Annotated in this window: 14 protein-coding genes; all 14 read right to left on the reverse strand. The window is 36.4% G+C overall.

Annotated elements, in window-relative coordinates; genetic code table 11:
• Positions 1-4: 4 nt before the first annotated feature.
• The 14 genes from QQK02_RS03765 to QQK02_RS03830 all read right to left on the reverse strand — a co-directional run bounded on the left by QQK02_RS03765 (position 5) and on the right by QQK02_RS03830 (position 17,608).
• Complete coding sequence (locus QQK02_RS03765) at positions 5-967, reverse strand: hypothetical protein (protein WP_284206609.1); 963 nt, start codon at positions 965-967, stop codon at positions 5-7.
• 206 nt (positions 968-1,173) lie between these two features.
• Positions 1,174-1,497: a nucleotidyltransferase domain-containing protein gene (locus tag QQK02_RS03770; protein WP_284206610.1), complete on the reverse strand. Its 324-nt coding sequence runs from the start codon at positions 1,495-1,497 to the stop codon at positions 1,174-1,176.
• Position 1,498: 1 nt separating this feature from the next.
• Positions 1,499-1,912, reverse strand: a complete 414-nt coding sequence (locus QQK02_RS03775; RefSeq protein ID WP_284206611.1) for a nucleotidyltransferase substrate binding protein — start codon at positions 1,910-1,912, stop codon at positions 1,499-1,501.
• Positions 1,913-2,131: 219 nt separating this feature from the next.
• Positions 2,132-2,770 (reverse strand): hypothetical protein, encoded by a 639-nt coding sequence (locus tag QQK02_RS03780; RefSeq protein ID WP_284206612.1) that lies wholly within the window; start codon positions 2,768-2,770, stop codon positions 2,132-2,134.
• Between the two features lie 290 nt (positions 2,771-3,060).
• Entirely contained in the window at positions 3,061-4,041 is a 981-nt protein-coding gene (gene fcl, locus QQK02_RS03785; RefSeq protein ID WP_284206613.1) for a GDP-L-fucose synthase, read from the reverse strand.
• The gene (gene gmd, locus QQK02_RS03790; RefSeq protein ID WP_284206614.1) at positions 4,031-5,125 is read right to left on the reverse strand and encodes a GDP-mannose 4,6-dehydratase; all 1,095 of its coding nucleotides are present in this window, start codon (positions 5,123-5,125) and stop codon (positions 4,031-4,033) included. Before gmd ends, fcl begins: the two co-directional genes overlap by 11 nt.
• Positions 5,126-5,160: 35 nt before the next feature.
• On the reverse strand, positions 5,161-6,327 hold the full coding sequence (locus tag QQK02_RS03795) for a nucleotide sugar dehydrogenase (protein ID WP_284206615.1): 1,167 nt from the start codon (positions 6,325-6,327) through the stop codon (positions 5,161-5,163).
• Between the two features lie 236 nt (positions 6,328-6,563).
• Positions 6,564-8,159: a methyltransferase domain-containing protein gene (locus QQK02_RS03800; protein ID WP_284206616.1), complete on the reverse strand. Its 1,596-nt coding sequence runs from the start codon at positions 8,157-8,159 to the stop codon at positions 6,564-6,566.
• Between the two features lie 2 nt (positions 8,160-8,161).
• A complete protein-coding gene (locus QQK02_RS03805) occupies positions 8,162-9,181 on the reverse strand; it encodes a hypothetical protein (RefSeq protein ID WP_284206617.1) in 1,020 nt (339 codons plus the stop codon).
• A 157-nt stretch (positions 9,182-9,338) separates the two neighbouring features.
• On the reverse strand, positions 9,339-11,096 hold the full coding sequence (locus tag QQK02_RS03810; protein WP_284206618.1) for a glycosyltransferase family 2 protein: 1,758 nt from the start codon (positions 11,094-11,096) through the stop codon (positions 9,339-9,341).
• A 32-nt stretch (positions 11,097-11,128) separates the two neighbouring features.
• On the reverse strand, positions 11,129-12,043 hold the full coding sequence (locus QQK02_RS03815; protein WP_284206619.1) for an exostosin domain-containing protein: 915 nt from the start codon (positions 12,041-12,043) through the stop codon (positions 11,129-11,131).
• Complete coding sequence (locus QQK02_RS03820; protein ID WP_284206620.1) at positions 12,036-14,516, reverse strand: coiled-coil domain-containing protein; 2,481 nt, start codon at positions 14,514-14,516, stop codon at positions 12,036-12,038. The genes QQK02_RS03815 and QQK02_RS03820 overlap by 8 nt, the downstream gene beginning before the upstream one ends.
• 56 nt (positions 14,517-14,572) lie before the next feature.
• Complete coding sequence (locus tag QQK02_RS03825) at positions 14,573-15,781, reverse strand: hypothetical protein (RefSeq protein WP_284206621.1); 1,209 nt, start codon at positions 15,779-15,781, stop codon at positions 14,573-14,575.
• Positions 15,782-15,925: 144 nt separating this feature from the next.
• Positions 15,926-17,608, reverse strand: a complete 1,683-nt coding sequence (locus QQK02_RS03830) for a coiled-coil domain-containing protein (protein ID WP_284206622.1) — start codon at positions 17,606-17,608, stop codon at positions 15,926-15,928.
• Positions 17,609-17,616 lie beyond the last annotated feature (8 nt).

Here is a 17,616-nt window from a genome sequence, read left to right on the forward strand (position 1 = left end):
CGAGCTAAGAAAGTTTCTTAATCAAGATTTTTTCAATCACGCTGATACGAGCACTAATTTCAGCGATATTCTGCAAAGCTACATTAATTGCTACATTCATCGATTGATCGTGGGCGGTTTTTGACAACTCATTAACCTGAGCAGTTATACGATTCAATTCAGCAGCTGACATAGCCGAAAACTCGGCAAACTGCTCGGCAAACTGCGCTTTAAATTTTGCATCTTCAATATCTTTAGCATCAACCGAAAATACAAACGGTTCACCACCAGCAGCAACACCATCAATGTAAAGCTCTGCAGCAACCTCTGGTGAATCGAATTGTGGCAGGTCAAAACCAAATTCAAAACCATAACTACCATCACCAATACCAGCGTCAACCAAATCAGAGCGATAATTATTAGCAACACCCGAAGCTAACACCTGCTCACCATTTTTAAACTCAATAGTAAGTCGCTTAGAGTCATTCGTTTTACTTTTAGCCCAGCCAACTACGCGCTCGTTTGTGACCGCATCAATTTGACAAATACTATCCGCAATAACATTCTCAACGACAGGCTCAACAGCCTGCGCTTGTTCCGCCACTTGATTTTTTGACGCTTTAAATGGGTACGGCATATCGTTAGCTTTATGGCCATCAATGTAGATATCGATATGGGTAATATCACCTTCCAGCACAGATGTATCAGGAAAAATATGAAAAGCTCGCTCACCAATACCCGCTTGAGTTAAATCTTCACGCTCTAGTTCAGCTGTGCCCTGCCATAATTGTTGACCGCCTGAATGAACTGAAACAATAGGAGTATGACTTAAATTCGTATTATTCTTCGCCCAACCTGAAATAGCATCTAAGCCAATAACATCAATAAAGTATTCGTAATTAGCTAATGGTGCTGAGTTTTTGCCTAACATTTTTTTTGCAACGTTTTTTAACATATTCTTCTCAATATCTTTTGATAATACATTCATTTAAAATCGGTATTCGTCATCAAAGTATGAGTTCCCGTATAACAACATCACGGGATGACGATACTTTTGCATCAAGGGATGACATTTATACTTTGCGTCATTCCAAAATCCTTTTGTCATTCTCAAATTTTTCTGTTATTCCCGCGAAGGCGGGAATCTCTTTTTACATTTCTGCCTCAAAAGCTAATCACCGAGCTGCCATACAACTATACATTTTCATCAATCTCATTTCGTTGATATATAGTCTTTCCTACTCGATTAATATGTTCAATTACGTCATCATTTTCTATCAGTGATAATATCGACACATCAAAACAATAAGGCAGAAAAAGTTCATCAAGCTCATTTAATATATGCAAAAACTCTTTATGGGTTATATTTCTTCCCTTAAGTGTTATGTCAATATCAGATCCCAAACGATAAGTACCTTTTGCCCGAGAACCATATAGAACAGCACTCTCTACTGAAGAATGGTTTTTTAAAACACCACAAATTTGCCGTAATTGCTCTGTTGCTAATCCGTAACTCAAACTACATTCCTTTTTTCTGGTGTAGTACGTTATTTAGTAAAACAAAAGCAGGATAAAAATCACAAATAATTTGATTGGCAACTCGTCTTGCGGTTTCTTTGTTATAGGTATGAGAAGTTAAAACACGGCTTTTGATCATTTCCATCCATAACTGTCCATCTTCAATTAGGCCGCGTTGAAATGCCAATCGAAACGCATCTCTGCTACCTTGAATACTAAGTTCACCTTGGTCTTGGTAAAAGTCTTTTATGGTATTCCAAGCCAATTCGTAATTATATTCAAATGCTTGAATAAGGCCTTGCTCTTCTAATCGAGAAAGTTGTCGTTGTTCAGTAATTGTCACGGCGTCAGCGAGCTCTTTTAGAGCCAAATCAAAATTAGCTAATCGTTGATGCCAACGTATATCATTTGACATTGTATAACCTCTCATTCCTTCAAGCAGACTGTTAGTTAGAATACCAAGCAACAACCCATATATTTCTAGTTATTCCCGCGAAGGCGGGAATAATTTTTACTCACCCCAACCTATAACTGAGCAATACCCAAATGTGAGATCCCGTGTAACAACATCACGGGATGACATTCATAGTTTACGTCATTCCGACGAAGGCCGGAATCTCACATAGCTTATTAATTAACTCTTTGGCAACAAAGCCTGATAACTATCTAATTTTTGCTTGATCAACGGGCCACCGGGTCTTGCTTGGTGAGCAAGTGCCATAAATTTATGCGCGCGAACAATATCCGTTGATTCAAGCCTAATAGCCTCATCTCGAAGTGCATCTATATCTTTTGCTGTTTTTAAATCGTTTAGCGTAATATCGTCAAGTGGCGATTCAGCTTTACTACGTGTAGCTTTTTTTAATTTAAAGAAAATTAAAAACTGCTTCATTAACCTATCAAGCTGATTTTGCGAAATATTCAGTAAAGCATTGGTTGCCTGTTCACAAAGCGCTGGCTCACCTAAAATAAGAATATCGCCATTTTTTAACGAAGTTTCAATCACGCTTCTTTCCTTGCAGGCGATTAACGTATCAAAACTTGCTCTTAGCTCAATATCCTCAACAGGCATGGCACTTTCAATATAGTTATCTACACTAATTTCAATTAGCCATGATTTTTTCATATCATAAACATTGAGCTTTAACACAATACCAGAATTAAGCACTTGCTTATTGGGGGGCAATAAAAAATTAACGGCTTTAATAAGCGCTTTATATTGCAAAGATTTAGGAATAACAGCTAAGGCAGCTTTGATAATACTTTTTTTCATTATGAGGCTTTAATGTTTGGGTGTTAGGACTATTTAAGACTAATAGTATCATTGGTATTGCTTACAATAAATGCATTAGCCAATATTTGTAGTGTTCAAAACCATTTATCATTCCGTACAAGCAGTTCAACATATTATCACGGCGTAATTCCCACGAAGGTGGGATCCGCATTGACATGCCTTTTCACATAAAGTAGTCTTCCCCGCGAAGGCGGGAATTCGTATAGCCCATTAATCACCGCAAAGTATTGTAAGCTTAATGCTGAGAATAAGTAATAATTAAATAATTTCTAACCTCTAAACGTTTCCTTGTTTCCTAAAAACCACTCGTAAGCATTAGTTAAACCATCTTCAAGCGAATAGCTATAACCCCAGCCTAAATCAGCTAAACGTTGCACATTCATTAGCTTGCGAGGCGCACCGTCAGGTTTAGTAGTGTCCCAAGTAACCTTCCCTTCAAAACCAATGACTTTTGCAACGGTTTCGGTAAGTTCACGAATAGTGCAATCTACACCTGTTCCAACATTAATATGGCTTAGTATTGGCTCGGTGTTTTCATCATAAATGGCTTTATCAAGTTCCATTACATGAATAGAGGCTGCTGCCATATCGTCTACATGCAAAAACTCGCGCTTTGGTGTACCACTACCCCATGCAATAACTTCAGTATCACCACGTAGTTTAGCTTCATGAAAACGACGTAAAAGTGCAGGAATTACATGTGAGTTTTCAGGGTGAAAATTATCATGCGGACCATATAAATTAGTAGGCATCACCGAGCGATAATCACGGCCATGTTGGCGGTTATAACTTTCACACAGCTTAATACCTGCAATTTTTGCCAGCGCGTAAGGCTCATTAGTAGGCTCTAGTGTACCTGTAAGCAAAGCCTGCTCGCTCATAGGTTGTTCAGCTAATTTAGGGTAAATACAAGATGATCCTAAAAACATTAGCTTTTGTACCCCACATAAGTGTGCCGTATTAATAATATTGCACTCAATCATCAGGTTTTCATAAATAAAATCAGCAGGGTAAGTGTTGTTAGCGTGAATACCGCCTACTTTCGCCGCAGCTAAATAAACCTGATCAATACTTTCCTTTTCAAAAAATTCACGCACAGCTTGTTGATTTGTTAAATCAAGTTGTGCACGTGAGCGCAACACTAGTTCAACATCATCACGTTTTTCTAACTGGCGAACTATCGCCGAACCGACCATACCGCGATGGCCTGCTACAAAAACCCTTTTAACTTGTTTTAAATTAATAGCCATTTTTTACAAGTAAAGCTTTCTGTTTTGCCTTTCTTAAATCATTTTGTACCATTTCGGCACACATTTCTTCAACGGTGATTTCAGGAACCCAACCTAGTTTTTCTTTGGCTTTTGTTGGGTCGCCAAGCAAGGTTTCAACTTCAGCAGGACGGAAGTAGCGCGGGTCAACTTTAACAATCACATCGCCTACTTTAACACCTGGCGCATTGTCACATTCAACGGCAGCAACTGTAGCAATTTCATCAACACCTTCACCGCTAAATTCAAGTGTAATGCCCGCGTCTGCAGCAGCCATATGAACAAAATCACGTACTGACACTTGCTTACCCATTGCAATAACAAAGTCTTCAGGCTGCTCTTGCTGTAACATCATCCATTGCATTCGAACGTAATCTTTGGCATGTCCCCAATCACGTAACGCATCCAAATTACCTAGATATAAACAATCAACTAAACCTTGAGCAATATTAGCAATACCACGGGTAATTTTACGCGTAACAAAAGTTTCACCACGACGCGGAGATTCGTGGTTAAACAAGATACCATTACAAGCGTATATTCCGTATGACTCTCGATAATTTACAGTTGCCCAGTAAGCATATAGCTTGGCAACTCCGTATGGACTGCGGGGATGAAAGGGAGTGTTTTCATTTTGTGGTATTTCTTTTACTTTACCGTAAAGTTCAGAAGTCGATGCCTGATAAAAACGCGTATTATCGGTTAAACCGAGCATCCTGATTGCTTCTAGTATACGAATAGTGCCAAGCGCATCAATGTCAGCAGTATATTCAGGTTGTTCAAAACTCACAGCAACATGCGATTGAGCCGCTAAATTATATATCTCGTCAGGCTGAACTTTCTGAATAATACTGGTAATTGAGCTGGAATCAGACAAATCACCGTAATGCAGGACTATCTTTGGATTTTGCTCATGAGGGTCTTGATAGATATGATCAATACGTTCGGTATTAAACGACGAGGACCGTCGTTTAATACCATGCACTTCATAACCTTTTTCAAGCAAAAACTCTGCAAGATAAGAACCATCCTGACCGGTAATGCCTGTGATAAGCGCTTTTTTCACTCGTTCATCCTAAATTCTGTTATCTGCCATCAACACTAATCACTACCAAACAAGTCTCGTGTATAAACTTTATCAGCTACATCGGTAACGTCATCACACATGCGATTACTTACGATCACATCACTTACCTGTTTGAACTCAGCCAAATCGTCAATCACCCGAGAATGGAAAAACTCTTTTTCTTTGAATACTGGCTCGTAAACGACCACTTCAATACCTTTTGCTTTGATGCGTTTCATTATTCCTTGAATCGCTGATGCCCTGAAATTATCCGAGCCTGACTTCATAATAAGGCGGTAAACTCCGACTACTTGCGGATTTCGTCGCAAAATATCATTGGCAATAAAGTCTTTACGGGTGCGATTTGCATCTACTATCGCCCCTATCATGTTATTCGGCACATCTTGGTAGTTCGCAAGCAGCTGCTTCGTATCTTTAGGTAAACAGTAGCCCCCGTAACCAAACGATGGGTTATTGTAATGCGAACCAATACGCGGGTCTAGGCTCACTCCTTCAACAATTTGCTTGGTATCCATATCGTGTGCTGCCGCATAAGTATCAAGCTCATTAAAATAAGCTACGCGCATAGCTAAATAGGTATTAGAAAACAGCTTTACCGCTTCGGCTTCTGTTGAGTCTGTGAACAGAACAGGGATATCGGTTTTTACCGCGCCTTCAACCAGCTTGTTAGCAAACACTTCTGCACGCTTTGAGCGCTCGCCCACAATAATCCGAGAAGGGTGCAGGTTGTCATACAATGCTTTGCCCTCGCGCAAAAACTCCGGAGAGAAAATAATATTGTCCGAATCCAGGTATTGCTTTACCCGTTCGGTATAACCTACTGGTACAGTCGATTTAATTACCATAACCGCATCTGGATTTATCGCCATAACATCTTTAACTACCGCTTCAACAGAAGTGGTATTAAAGTAATTCGTTTCCGGATCATAATCGGTTGGCGTGGCAATAACCACATAGTCAGCATTGCTGTATGCAAGTTTTTTATCTAAAGTCGCTAAAAAATTCAGCGGCTTGTTTAATAAAAAATCTTCAATCTCCGCATCAGCAATCGGTGACAACTTTTTATTAAGCATTTCAATTTTTTCAGGAACAATATCTAGTGCGATAACGTCATTGAATTGCGCTAACAACATGGCATTTGATAAACCGACATAGCCTGTTCCGACCACGGTAATTTTCATAAAAACTCCAACAAAAATTTATATTTAACATATAACTGCAACATACTTCCTAAGCTGCAGTTTTCTATTCACCATAGACTTTCTATGATTGCTTAAACCCGAGGTATTTCCTTGGCCTTCGATATAACACTCTTTGCCGAGAAGAGTGGTTCACTTTAAGCAGTTACCTTCCTCTTCTATGCACTTCCATGAATGTAGGAGTTATTTTCCGAAATGAAGATAAAGTTCTTAAGAGATTATTTAACTTTTTTCAATATTATGAACCTATTAGAATTTTCATTAACATTCATTGAATATCTCTTTCTATTGCCAATAGAATCCCACATAAATTCAATATTATGCAATGACTCTAGATATCTAACAAAATCAATACCAAAATAATAATACCTATGCTTATTTAGAGCTGTTGAATTTCTACTAACTTGTTTCGTCTTGCTCTTCATGTTAGGGCCCAAAACGGAGAAGACCATTACGCCACCAAGCTTAACAAGACCCAGTAATTGTGTTATTAAAAATTCGTAATCAACATTTATATAATCTATTAAGTGCATATGAAAAACACAATCAAAACTCTCGCCCGAACGTTCAAAATCACTGTATTTTTGCATCATCAACGACCCCACACTAGATTCGTTCAAGGCCATATGTCTGTATTTTTCCGCGAATACATCGCCAAATAATTTTTTACATAAATGACTTGGATTTATTTGAAGTAATTTAAAATCCTTGTGTCCAAATGTCAGATAATAATCAAATAGTAAACTGTAAGCAATTCGATGCCTAGCTAATGACTTGCAATATTTACACTCTTCGTTTTTCCTTTTGTTATAGTCACTAAATACCGTTGATAAGCATATGCTACAATATACGCTTGAACTACTAACACCTGTTAATCGAGATTTACATTTCTTTCTCAAGTCCAATAAATACTTACTCGTTGAATTAACTTTTAAAGCTAAATCAATTGTTTCTAACGATCCAATAATATCATTATTGAAATCATGTACTTTATACTTAGTAAGAAAGTAATCAACTAGATTGGAGTTAAGTAATATTGCTTTATCGACATGCCTTTTTGCCGCTCCATAGTTACCTTGTGATAGTCTACGCTTACTTAATTCATGCAATAGTGACGACTTAAAATATAAAGATTGTTTTTTTGCTGCCTTGTAGACATTTCTAACGGAAGTGGCCTTGTTACTCAATATGCTTCGTAAAAGCAGTCCCAAATGATGTGTGGAAGCAATAGGTATGAGGGTATAATGCCCACAGTAATTTGCTTTAATACCAATTATGGGAGTGTTCGCAGTCGCTGATTTATTGATTGATAAAAAATGTAGATTATCTGCTTTAAGCTTTTCATCGTAAAAAATAAAACTTCGTCCATTCAAATCATATGAAGTTATTTCCATGTTTTTATGAAGAGATAAATCGAAATATTGTGAATACTTGCTTTCCCAGCCAGAAACAACCTGAGGATCAATTGAATACTGTGGAGAAAAGGAGATAACAAAATCACAATTAAATAAGCGACTGTATTTAATTGCTCCGTAACCTCCCATACTCGAGCCATATGAAATAATATATTTATATTTAGCAAATAATTTACTGATAGAGTTGTAACCTTCTACCATATAGGATTTTGGATACCAATTATTTCTCTTAGGAATTACGCCAAGACAGTCATATCCCAACTTATTAAAGGCATTACCACCAGGTATCCCTTTTACGTTAAAGTCGTGATTCATCGGGCAGAATGAAATCACTAAATATTGGCTATTGCAGGTAGATAAATGAAAAGAAATCTCTTCACTCTCATATAAAAGCTGCATATTTATTTCCTTAAACGAAGTAAGGATGAATTATACAAAGTAAGAATTTCAAGCGATTTATGTACATCGACGTCTATTAAATTTTGCAAAGCTGATATGGTTTTCGTGTCAGATTTGTAGTCTGCTTTATTTAAATTCGAGTTATCATCAAAAGATATTGAGTATTTATTACGCAGACCACAGATGTCGTCGACATTATTCGTATTTATAGTTTCAGTCACATCACTATACAATTTAGGCTTTGTAAGGTTACTAAACTGTGATGAAACGCTTCTCAATTGCCGCCAGAGAAACTCAGAACTTTCAAAATCATATTTATCACCAACAAAATCAGTAGGGTACTGCCTAAGTATATTTAAAACAAGCATTACTTCTGCTGACAGCGTTTCATTAGATTTATTAATCAATTTCTTAAAGCCCGCAACATCTAATTCTGTCACTCGATTAACGGTGTGAATAAAATCTTCGAAAAGGTCAGAATTATGCCATTTTGATTTGTCAAATGGTCGGATGATCATATCTGCATTAAATACAGATTCATAAGCATCAATAACTTTCATAAAATTAGAGCGGAACTTATTATAATCAATTATACTCCCCCCCCTTTTCAAGTTTTCTTGCATTAACGACAAATAATAATCTGACGGCTTTCTCACATAAGCAATTACTGTAAAGTCATCACTCCACCTAGATAAATACTTTTTTAGTTTCGTTAAAGATTCTTTGTTTATCACAGACATCATATCACTAGAAATCTCTTCACAGGAATATAATATCGTAGAATACCTCTTTGTATTGACCTCTTCATCAATGTATGCCGAAAACAAATCTATTTCTCTTTTATCAGCAACACTTAGTTTTTTCTTTGAAATTATATGCTTAAGTGTTCGTGCCTTAAAATCATTATTAATAAATGGATAGAGAACATCCTTATTATGAACATATTCTAAATTATTTTTAAACAATTGTTGTATGTATGTGGTTCCCGTTTTCGGAAAACCAATATATATTATCGATTTCATATTAATAAACCTAATAGTGAGATAAAGCCATACTAGGTGTATGGCATCAAGGGGCGCTTCTACTTACCCTGGTAAACTCCAACCGGACACATTCCTTATAGAATCGTTCCTTACCCCGTAAACAAGAATTCACCATAACTCCCTTAAAGTAAAACACCTATGTATTATAGTTTTTTGAGAATGGTGAATATACCCAAGATTTGCAATAAATATTCGACTTTATATTTGAGATTTTGGTCAAATTAACTTTTGTTCTGTCATGATATTTAGCAAATGTGGAACGGTACTTATCAACATCAAATTCGTTACATAGAAATTTAAAAAATTTATAGTGCCTCAAGTACATATTTGCACCTTGAGAAAAATACTCATCCAATGTGGGCTCAGTACCTTTGTACGTTACAGCGTGAAACCCCTGGTTGAGATACAGCGATTTTGAGTATTTAACTAATGGAATTTTACGTAATGAATCTACGGTGCCAAAATACCTGAACCTAAAATCGATGGCGAAAGAGTAAGGCCAATATTTCCCAAATGCCCATTTCACCGATCTGTGATTTTGGTAATTATAACTGCTATTCTCCGGTCGGTATAAATGGTGTTCCATAACTTCAGTAAAGTTGTTCGACGTTACATTACCATTCTGCAAGTCTTTCGGTAGCATCTCTAGCAACAACGCTAGCGCAAACTTATGACCACCTGCATCCAGGTTTTTTACATAATCTGAAAAGTCATTGTGACTGGTAGGTAAATCCAAAAACTCATCTACATCAACAGTGAGCAGCCAACTTCCTTCTTCCTGAAATAGCCCCATTAACGTTCTAATCCAGAAAACCTTCGATGTTTTAAAGCTGCCAAACCTTGGTCTTACGACGTGCACATCTGAGTACTCGAGAGTTTTTTCTATCTGGACATCAGAATGATCATCAATGATTATAAAACGCTCTATACCAATACTCTTGTAATGCTCGTACCATGCTTTCAGCATCATATCTTCATTTTTGGCAACAGTATAAACCGTGGATATGCTTTCTTTCTTTAACGTTGACAACCCAGTTCCATGAAAGAATACCTTTGAATTTTTTTTAATGAAATCATGCTCACAGAACTCTTCTTGTTTTTTCGCAAGCTTCGCCTGAAAATACCCTTTCGCATTGTCACTTTCCGAGACATTGTACAGCGCATAATACATATTCAAGTTATGGAAGATATTCATAGAATCATCTTTCTGCACGTAATCGCTGCCACGAGGGTTTAACGGTAACTTTTGTTCCCCTAAATCACTAATGACTATTTTGGGTGATAATTCATTTCTTTCGACAAATTCAGAAACTTCCTTTGACGAATTTATAATGTTTCGAGAACCTCGTGAGATAAATGAAAAGTCGGTACTAGTAATACATTTCAGCAGCAAAGAAATTTCATCAAATTGCCTTGGTAAAAGCTCATTAATGTACCCATGTTCCTTGTATAATGCAGTTGGGATAGTAACTCTACCGGATGTGCCATCCCCCCATTCTCCGGACCAGTGATGTAAAAAGCATTTACCATCATGTTCTTTAATACGCTCCAGCGTTTTTGCAACTTCTGCTTCAGTTATAAAATTGTCGCCATCCAAGCTTGAGTAAAATTTGGAATTAATAACGCCCTTAAAACTGTTCTTTGCCCAGCAGAAGTGCCAATAAGGTAAAGGTTCTAGTTTATTAAATCTCAAAAGCCCTGATTTTATTTCTTTTGAAAAATCCTTCTTAACCCACTTTTCGACCTCATTGTCTTTGTCATAATTATTAATAATCAGTTCAACATCATTTTTAAACTTAGATAACACTGAGACGTTCCATTTTAACGTATTTTTTATGTCATCCGTTCGATTCATTACTGGCACACAGTATGAAATAACCTTGTTTTTCATCATAATTCCTAAAAACTAAAATTGATTCTTCTCTGCTATAAAAACCAATCGTTTCTAGCATTGGATAGAAATGAAGGTAAATTTTTTATTACCTCCTCTTTTTCCAATAACTCTAAAAACTTATATTTACAATTTAACTTTTTTGTAAGTTCGAGCTGAGAACTTATAAGAACCGGAATGCAACCAAATTCTATCGCTTCCCAAAGCCTTATCGAATTAGGCCCACTGCCCGAGGGACACAAACAAAAAACCGTATCTTCCATTACTTCTATATATTCCTTCTCGTGCTGCTCTCTTACTTTTTGCTTTGCTTCAGCTTCACTTTCACCATGGAGCTGATTTCGGTATATATCCTGTTCAAAGTGCCATTCACTGCGCTCGATAATGATTGCATCGTCTCGCTTTGGCAAGTTAAAAATCCACTTGCGTACCTCTGTCATATAAAGCCCAGGCTGGTACGCTCCAATAAAGCTGTATAAGTGTTTTCGCTCTTTTAGCGGTTTATTTCTGTAAGGTTTTATACGCTTATAATGCATTACCGGATAAAGTGGGTACGGATGTAATTTTATACCCTCAGCTTCACACTGTCCTTTAATTTTATGTGACCAATAAATATCGGTAATCCCTAGCGCCTTAAAATAAGGCAAAAGCTTTAGTGCATATATATGCTGACAGTAAGTGACAACTTTCAGTGCCATTTTAGGTGGTTTATTCGCCAAAGCGTGTAACAACTTGGTCGATTTTTGTGGATTATGATCAAGGTAGTCAATTAATGTAGCCCAAGGAAAACAAATATACTGATTACTCAATTCATTATCATCACCGCTAATTAGTTTTTCATAAGCCCACAATTCCGTTTTAGCAGGAATCTGCCAGTCATGATCATAAGAAAAAATATTTCCTGTTCGTTTCCAGCCGTTTGGATATTGAACTATTTGTTGGTTATACATTTAACTGACAGAACCACGCACCTTTTTCACAAGGCACTAACTCTTCCATGTATGTGATAAAGCGAGACTCAATCGTTTTTTTCCAATGTACTGCAATATTTTTCTCTTCTTGACGGTTATAGTCGTCAAGCACTAAATCAAGTTGGTGACTTCCTAAATGATTTAACAGCTTAGTGACTGCAGGCAACCTAGCTAGTGGCCCTGTTGCCCCTGGTGGCCCATCAATTAAAACGAGTACCTTAGCTACTCTATTTCTAAAAATATCAGCGATCTGTGCGAGCGCATTGTCACAATCATAGTAAAGATAAGGTTTTTCATCGCATACAAAATTAACTAATGGAGCATGCACCAAATTAACTACCCCATCTAGATTAGCTTGTTTCAAAGACAATAAGGTTTTTTCGTGATACTTTTTATTATGCTCAAAAGTTAGAACACGTTGCGGAAGCTCATTTGCAAAGTTACTAACATAGGTTAAATCATCAACATATTTGCCCATCTGTTCAGTTTTATTTTCAATACTAATGACACTTTCAGAAGAAGACTTTTTAGCCAGTGCTTGCGCGAATAGCTTTGTCGATGTACCGCTACCAAATTCAATAATCAAGTCGTAATTATTGTTCTCGATTTTTCCTAATAAGAATAATGCAATATCACTGCTGATCGGCCAACCATGGTATTCCATAGCTAACTTCCCCGTTTCCAAGTAGCTTTGTACACCAATGAAAGATTCGACTTGTTTAACAGAATTATTGAAACCCTGTTCCAAACTCCAGTCTAGATTCCTTTTCATCTCTGCCAATTCATTCTTATGGTTTACATTTACCTGTTTGACAAGAGCATCAAGCATACTTTGTGTTTCCTCGCTTTGTTTACTTTCTAAGTGGGAAATAACCGCATCTTTCTCTTCTAATTGCTTTTCAAGTTCCAAAACCTTTGTCTTAGCTACCTCAGTCCTCTCTTTATGAACCTGACACCAATGCAATTTATCGTTAAGTGACTCAGCTTGTTGCTCATTTTTTTCAACACTTTTTCTAAGCTCTAGGTTTAACGCTTCAACTTCCTTATTTAAACTTCCAGCCCAATCTTTATGCTCTAGGTAGCGCTTATGCTCTTGATCTTTTTGCAATACTGCTTCATGAAGTTTTTGCTCTATATCTTCATTGTCATCTAGCTTTTTTTGTAGTGTTTGAACATGTTCATTAAGACTTTCAATTTGAGTCTTACTGCCTTGACGTGAACGTTTTTGTTCATCGCGCTCTTTAGTTAGCGTAGCTACTTGAGCTTGAAGCTGTTCTATTTTTGAAGATGACTGTTCACGCTCTGTTTCAAGCACCTTCGTTGTGCTATTTACTTGTTCAACAAGTGATGTTTTTTCACTTTTTAGTTTTTCAGTATATTTTGACTGAATACCAACCTTTTGTTGATACTCATTCTGAGCATCTTCTATATAGCTTTTGAGTTCTGCAACTTGATTATTAAGTTTTGTTTGTTGCTCTTGGGCTTGTGTCAAACATAGTTGCAGCTCGTTAATACGGTTACTTTTTTGTGTTAATTCTGTGGCTGCTCTATCCAAAGCTTCTTGATGAGAATCGTTTATTTGCTCAATTGTTTGCTTGTGTTGGTTATAAACATCTTTGGCTGCAACGCGTTGTTCATTGTTACTGGCAATTAACTGCTCTATTTTTTGTTCAAGTAGCGAGTAGGACTCGTCTTTTTTTACTAGTTGATTTTCAAGAGATTGAATAGTGTTAATATGCTTTTGGTTCTCATTCTCAAGCGAACTTAATTTTTTTATAAGTTTGGTGTGCGCTAACTTTTCTTTATTTAATACAAATACGGTATTTTCAAACACAAGGTCATGTGCTTGGGTAACAACATGGTCGAAACAGTAGTTATCTAACCGTTTGATTAAATCTTCTTGCTGCCCACTGCTTGCATTTATTGCATGGTTTATTGTTTGAATAACGACGAAATCAAACGTTTCTAGCGTTGACGGTTTAACGCCCTCTAAAATTTGTTGTTCAGCGCCATTCAGTTGCAACACAAGTAGGCTTAAATCATTGCTCTGAACACTGAAATCATCAACCAAGTACTCTAGCGATGTGGCTTCAACTTTTTGCTTACTCGTTATAGACGTGTTTTTGAATACTTTTTTAATTGCTTCAGGTTCTTGTAAGCCACTAAATTGAGCAGGCTGTGTAATAAAAAAGTCAACATGATTATTCATGCCTTCATTAACCAGCGCCTTGTTAAGGCAAGCGGTATTGTTTTTTATAAGTGAGTTGTTAACTTTTTCTTGGAGTTGTTCAAATTGACTTTCAGCGGCTTCAATTAATATTAACTGCTTTGGCTTGAGCTCTTGATAAAAAGCTAGCTCAGCACACAAGCCTGCACCAACGTGAATGATTGTACCGACATTATCTAGCTCAATTTTACGCTCTAGTAGCTTTGTATAGATCGATTTATTCATGAGTCACATTTCTTAATTTTAGAGGCATATTTTTTAGAAGGGCAGTAAAAACTTTACTATTGTTCTACATCCATGTTTGTTAACCAGTTCCCAACATCTTGAAACAACTGATTAAAATAATCATTATTAACTCGCCCAATACTAGCACAGCCTATGCGGTTTGACCAAGTTATTTGAGCTATTTTCTTAGTTGTTAAATGGTCAATTTTTAGGTTTGTATATCTACAAGATAAACGGTTAGCTTCTCTTTCACACCAGGTTGTTGTTAAGCTAATTACTGCCAACTGATAATAAGCAGCAAGCCATAAAACACCAGAGCTTTGTTCTTGGTATGCAGATTGATCATAATTTAATAGTAATGCATCTGAATTTGAAAACAACGTAAGTAGTTCACCGTGTGATAAAAAACGATTAATTATTTCTATATTATATTGCGCAGCCAAATTTACTAACTCATTAGTCGTGTTTATTAGCTCAGAATTTTCATTGGTTAGGGTATATTGTATGACGAGTTTCAGCTCTGAATTACCACCTTTGATGATAGCTTGAATAACACTTGGTAGCTGGCAAAACCCTTTATTATGTTTTGCATCACCGCAATATAGTAATAATTGCTTTTCTGAGCTTACTTCTAATTCGATTGCTGAATCGGCATCATTTATTAAAGCACAGGGTTGTATAAAGATTTCTCGTGCTAAAATTTCTCTGAAACTTTCTGCTGTTTCAAAGTCAGAGGCAAAAAAATTAATGTTTGCAAAGGTTGCTAAAGCTTTAAAGGATAGCTCATTATACATTTGGAAGTAAGGTTCATTTTTCTTGTGTGGTTTGTACATTAAACCAATCACTATAGTAAACGCGTGTGGCTCTATCTTTAGTAACTTTAACGCGCAAGTTAAAGCTTGAGCATGTAACCAAGTTAGGGTATGAAACCATAGTATTATTTTTTCTTTAGTCGCTCTTTGGTTTATTCCACCAAGCAATGTCGAATATTCTTTGGTTAACTGTCTAACATATGGTTGCGCCTGGCTCAGTGTTGGGCTTTGGTAGAAGTATTGATAGAAGTCAGTTTCAAAGTAAGGTGTTATTGAGACCCTTTCTGATTCGAGTCTTTCGATAAATGCACTATCACATGCTTTGTTGGCATAGACTTCAAGCTTAATTCTATTGGTTTTATATGCTTGGGAGTTTACTAACGCTTCGACTATTGCTGGGTGGTGGCCGCCATATTCTCTTAATGCTGGATCGGGAATGATTATTGTTTTCATAGTATTTTGTATTGGCGGATTCATTTCTTTTGTTTTTCTGATTATAAAGTTTGATTTAGGGGGATCAGCTAACAGTATTCTGGAATGACCTCATTCTTATTGATACTAGATTCCGCCCTAAAACACTACCCGAATGACTAAATTTTAATGATTTAAATGCCCTATCAATTCTAGACTTGTAGTTAAGTAACTATTAGTTCTATGTTCACCAGGTTGTATAAGTTTGAAACTCTCGCCTTGTTGAGCTTTTATGTAGTAATGTTCTAACTCTTCCTGTAATTGATGGATCTGCAACAAGCTTAATTCGTTTTCGGCGACTAAATCGGTATTAACATTGGTAAGCTCTGTATAGTCTTTTTCTAATACACTTAGTCTTTCTGTTACTTTTTGCTTTTCTTGCTTTAAGTCATTTACTTCACTTTTCAATGACTCCTTATCTTTAATAGCAATAGATAAGTCAGTTTTTAGCTGCTGCATTTGAACTACGAATACTTCTTTCTCTTTACCAAATTCGTTAGAGCTGTTCAGCACCTCGTTATACTTATCTTCTGAGCTTTTTAGCTGTATGCTCTGTTGTTGGTTAATGGCGTTTTGGTTTAATAACTCTTGTTCTAGTTCATTAACTTTGTTTACTGAACTCTCAAGCTCTTCATGTAGCTGATCAACCTGCATTAGAATGAGCTCAATATGACCTTGATTAATCTGGTCACCTTCAGATTTAGTCTCGTTTTTTGCTATCGAAAGCTTTTGCATTAACTTTTGTTTATTTTGTTTAACAGAATTGATATCGCTCTCAGCTTGAGAAAGCTTTAAAAACGTGTGCTCTAATTCTTCTTGCAATTGATGAATCTGCAATAAACTTAGTTCATTTTCTTCTACTAACTCTTGAATTTTTGTTTCTAGTTTTTCATTGTTAGTTGCTAGGTCATCAACCTTTTCGTTTTGATTTTTTTCTAGTTCTGCCTTTGTCATAGAGTGAGCAACAGTCATTTGCTCTAATTCTTCTTGCAGTTGATGAATCTGCAATAAACTTAGTTCATTTTCATAGGCCAATTCACCGCGTTCATGGGAGAGTTTTTCATTTTTCTCTTGATACGTTTTAAGCTCTTTTGTTAACTCTACCAAGTGCTGCTCAGTTAGTGCTTGTTTGGCGTACTTAATTTTCTCGATTTTAATATTTTGTTGCTGAGTTTGGTCAACTAATTTCTTGCTACAGTTAACTAATTGACTTACCCACTGTGCGTTTCTGTAGCTTAGGCTTGTACTATATTGACTATCTAAAATTTCAGCTGCACTTTCTAGTTGCTCGAAGGTGTATTGAGTTTCTAAATTCTCGGTTAAATACGTAAACTGTTGCTCCATGTTGAATAAGTCTGTTGAACTAAGGTATTCATTAGAAGCATTTAGCTCCGCTGATAGTTCTAAAGAATATTCTGTGTTCAAGAAATCGAGGAAGCTTTTCAGATTTAAACATACTTGATGAGCATTTAACAGCTTTGTTTGCTCAATGTTACTTACATAAAAGCCAAGTAGCTCTTGGTTAGCTAGTTGCCATTGCTCTACCGTATTGAGAAGTAACGCATGTTCAGGTGCGTCATACATCAAAATCAAGTATTGCTCGTCAGTTTGAAGGTCAATTTGGTTTAACTGGTTTAAATCATCCTCAAAGTAATAAACAAAAGAGAATTTATCATCACCATTTTCTGCCAGCTTTTGAAACTCTGCGAAGTTCTCAAGCGCTTTTGAATTTTCAATGTTTACTAAAAACTGTTGAATAGTGTTTCGTTGGTTGTCGTTTGTAATACCACCCAAAACGAATAATTTCATGTCTAATA

Origin of the sequence: Thalassotalea eurytherma (assembly GCF_030161415.1) — a bacterium.
Taxonomy (GTDB): Bacteria; Pseudomonadota; Gammaproteobacteria; order Enterobacterales; family Alteromonadaceae; genus Thalassotalea_G; species Thalassotalea_G eurytherma.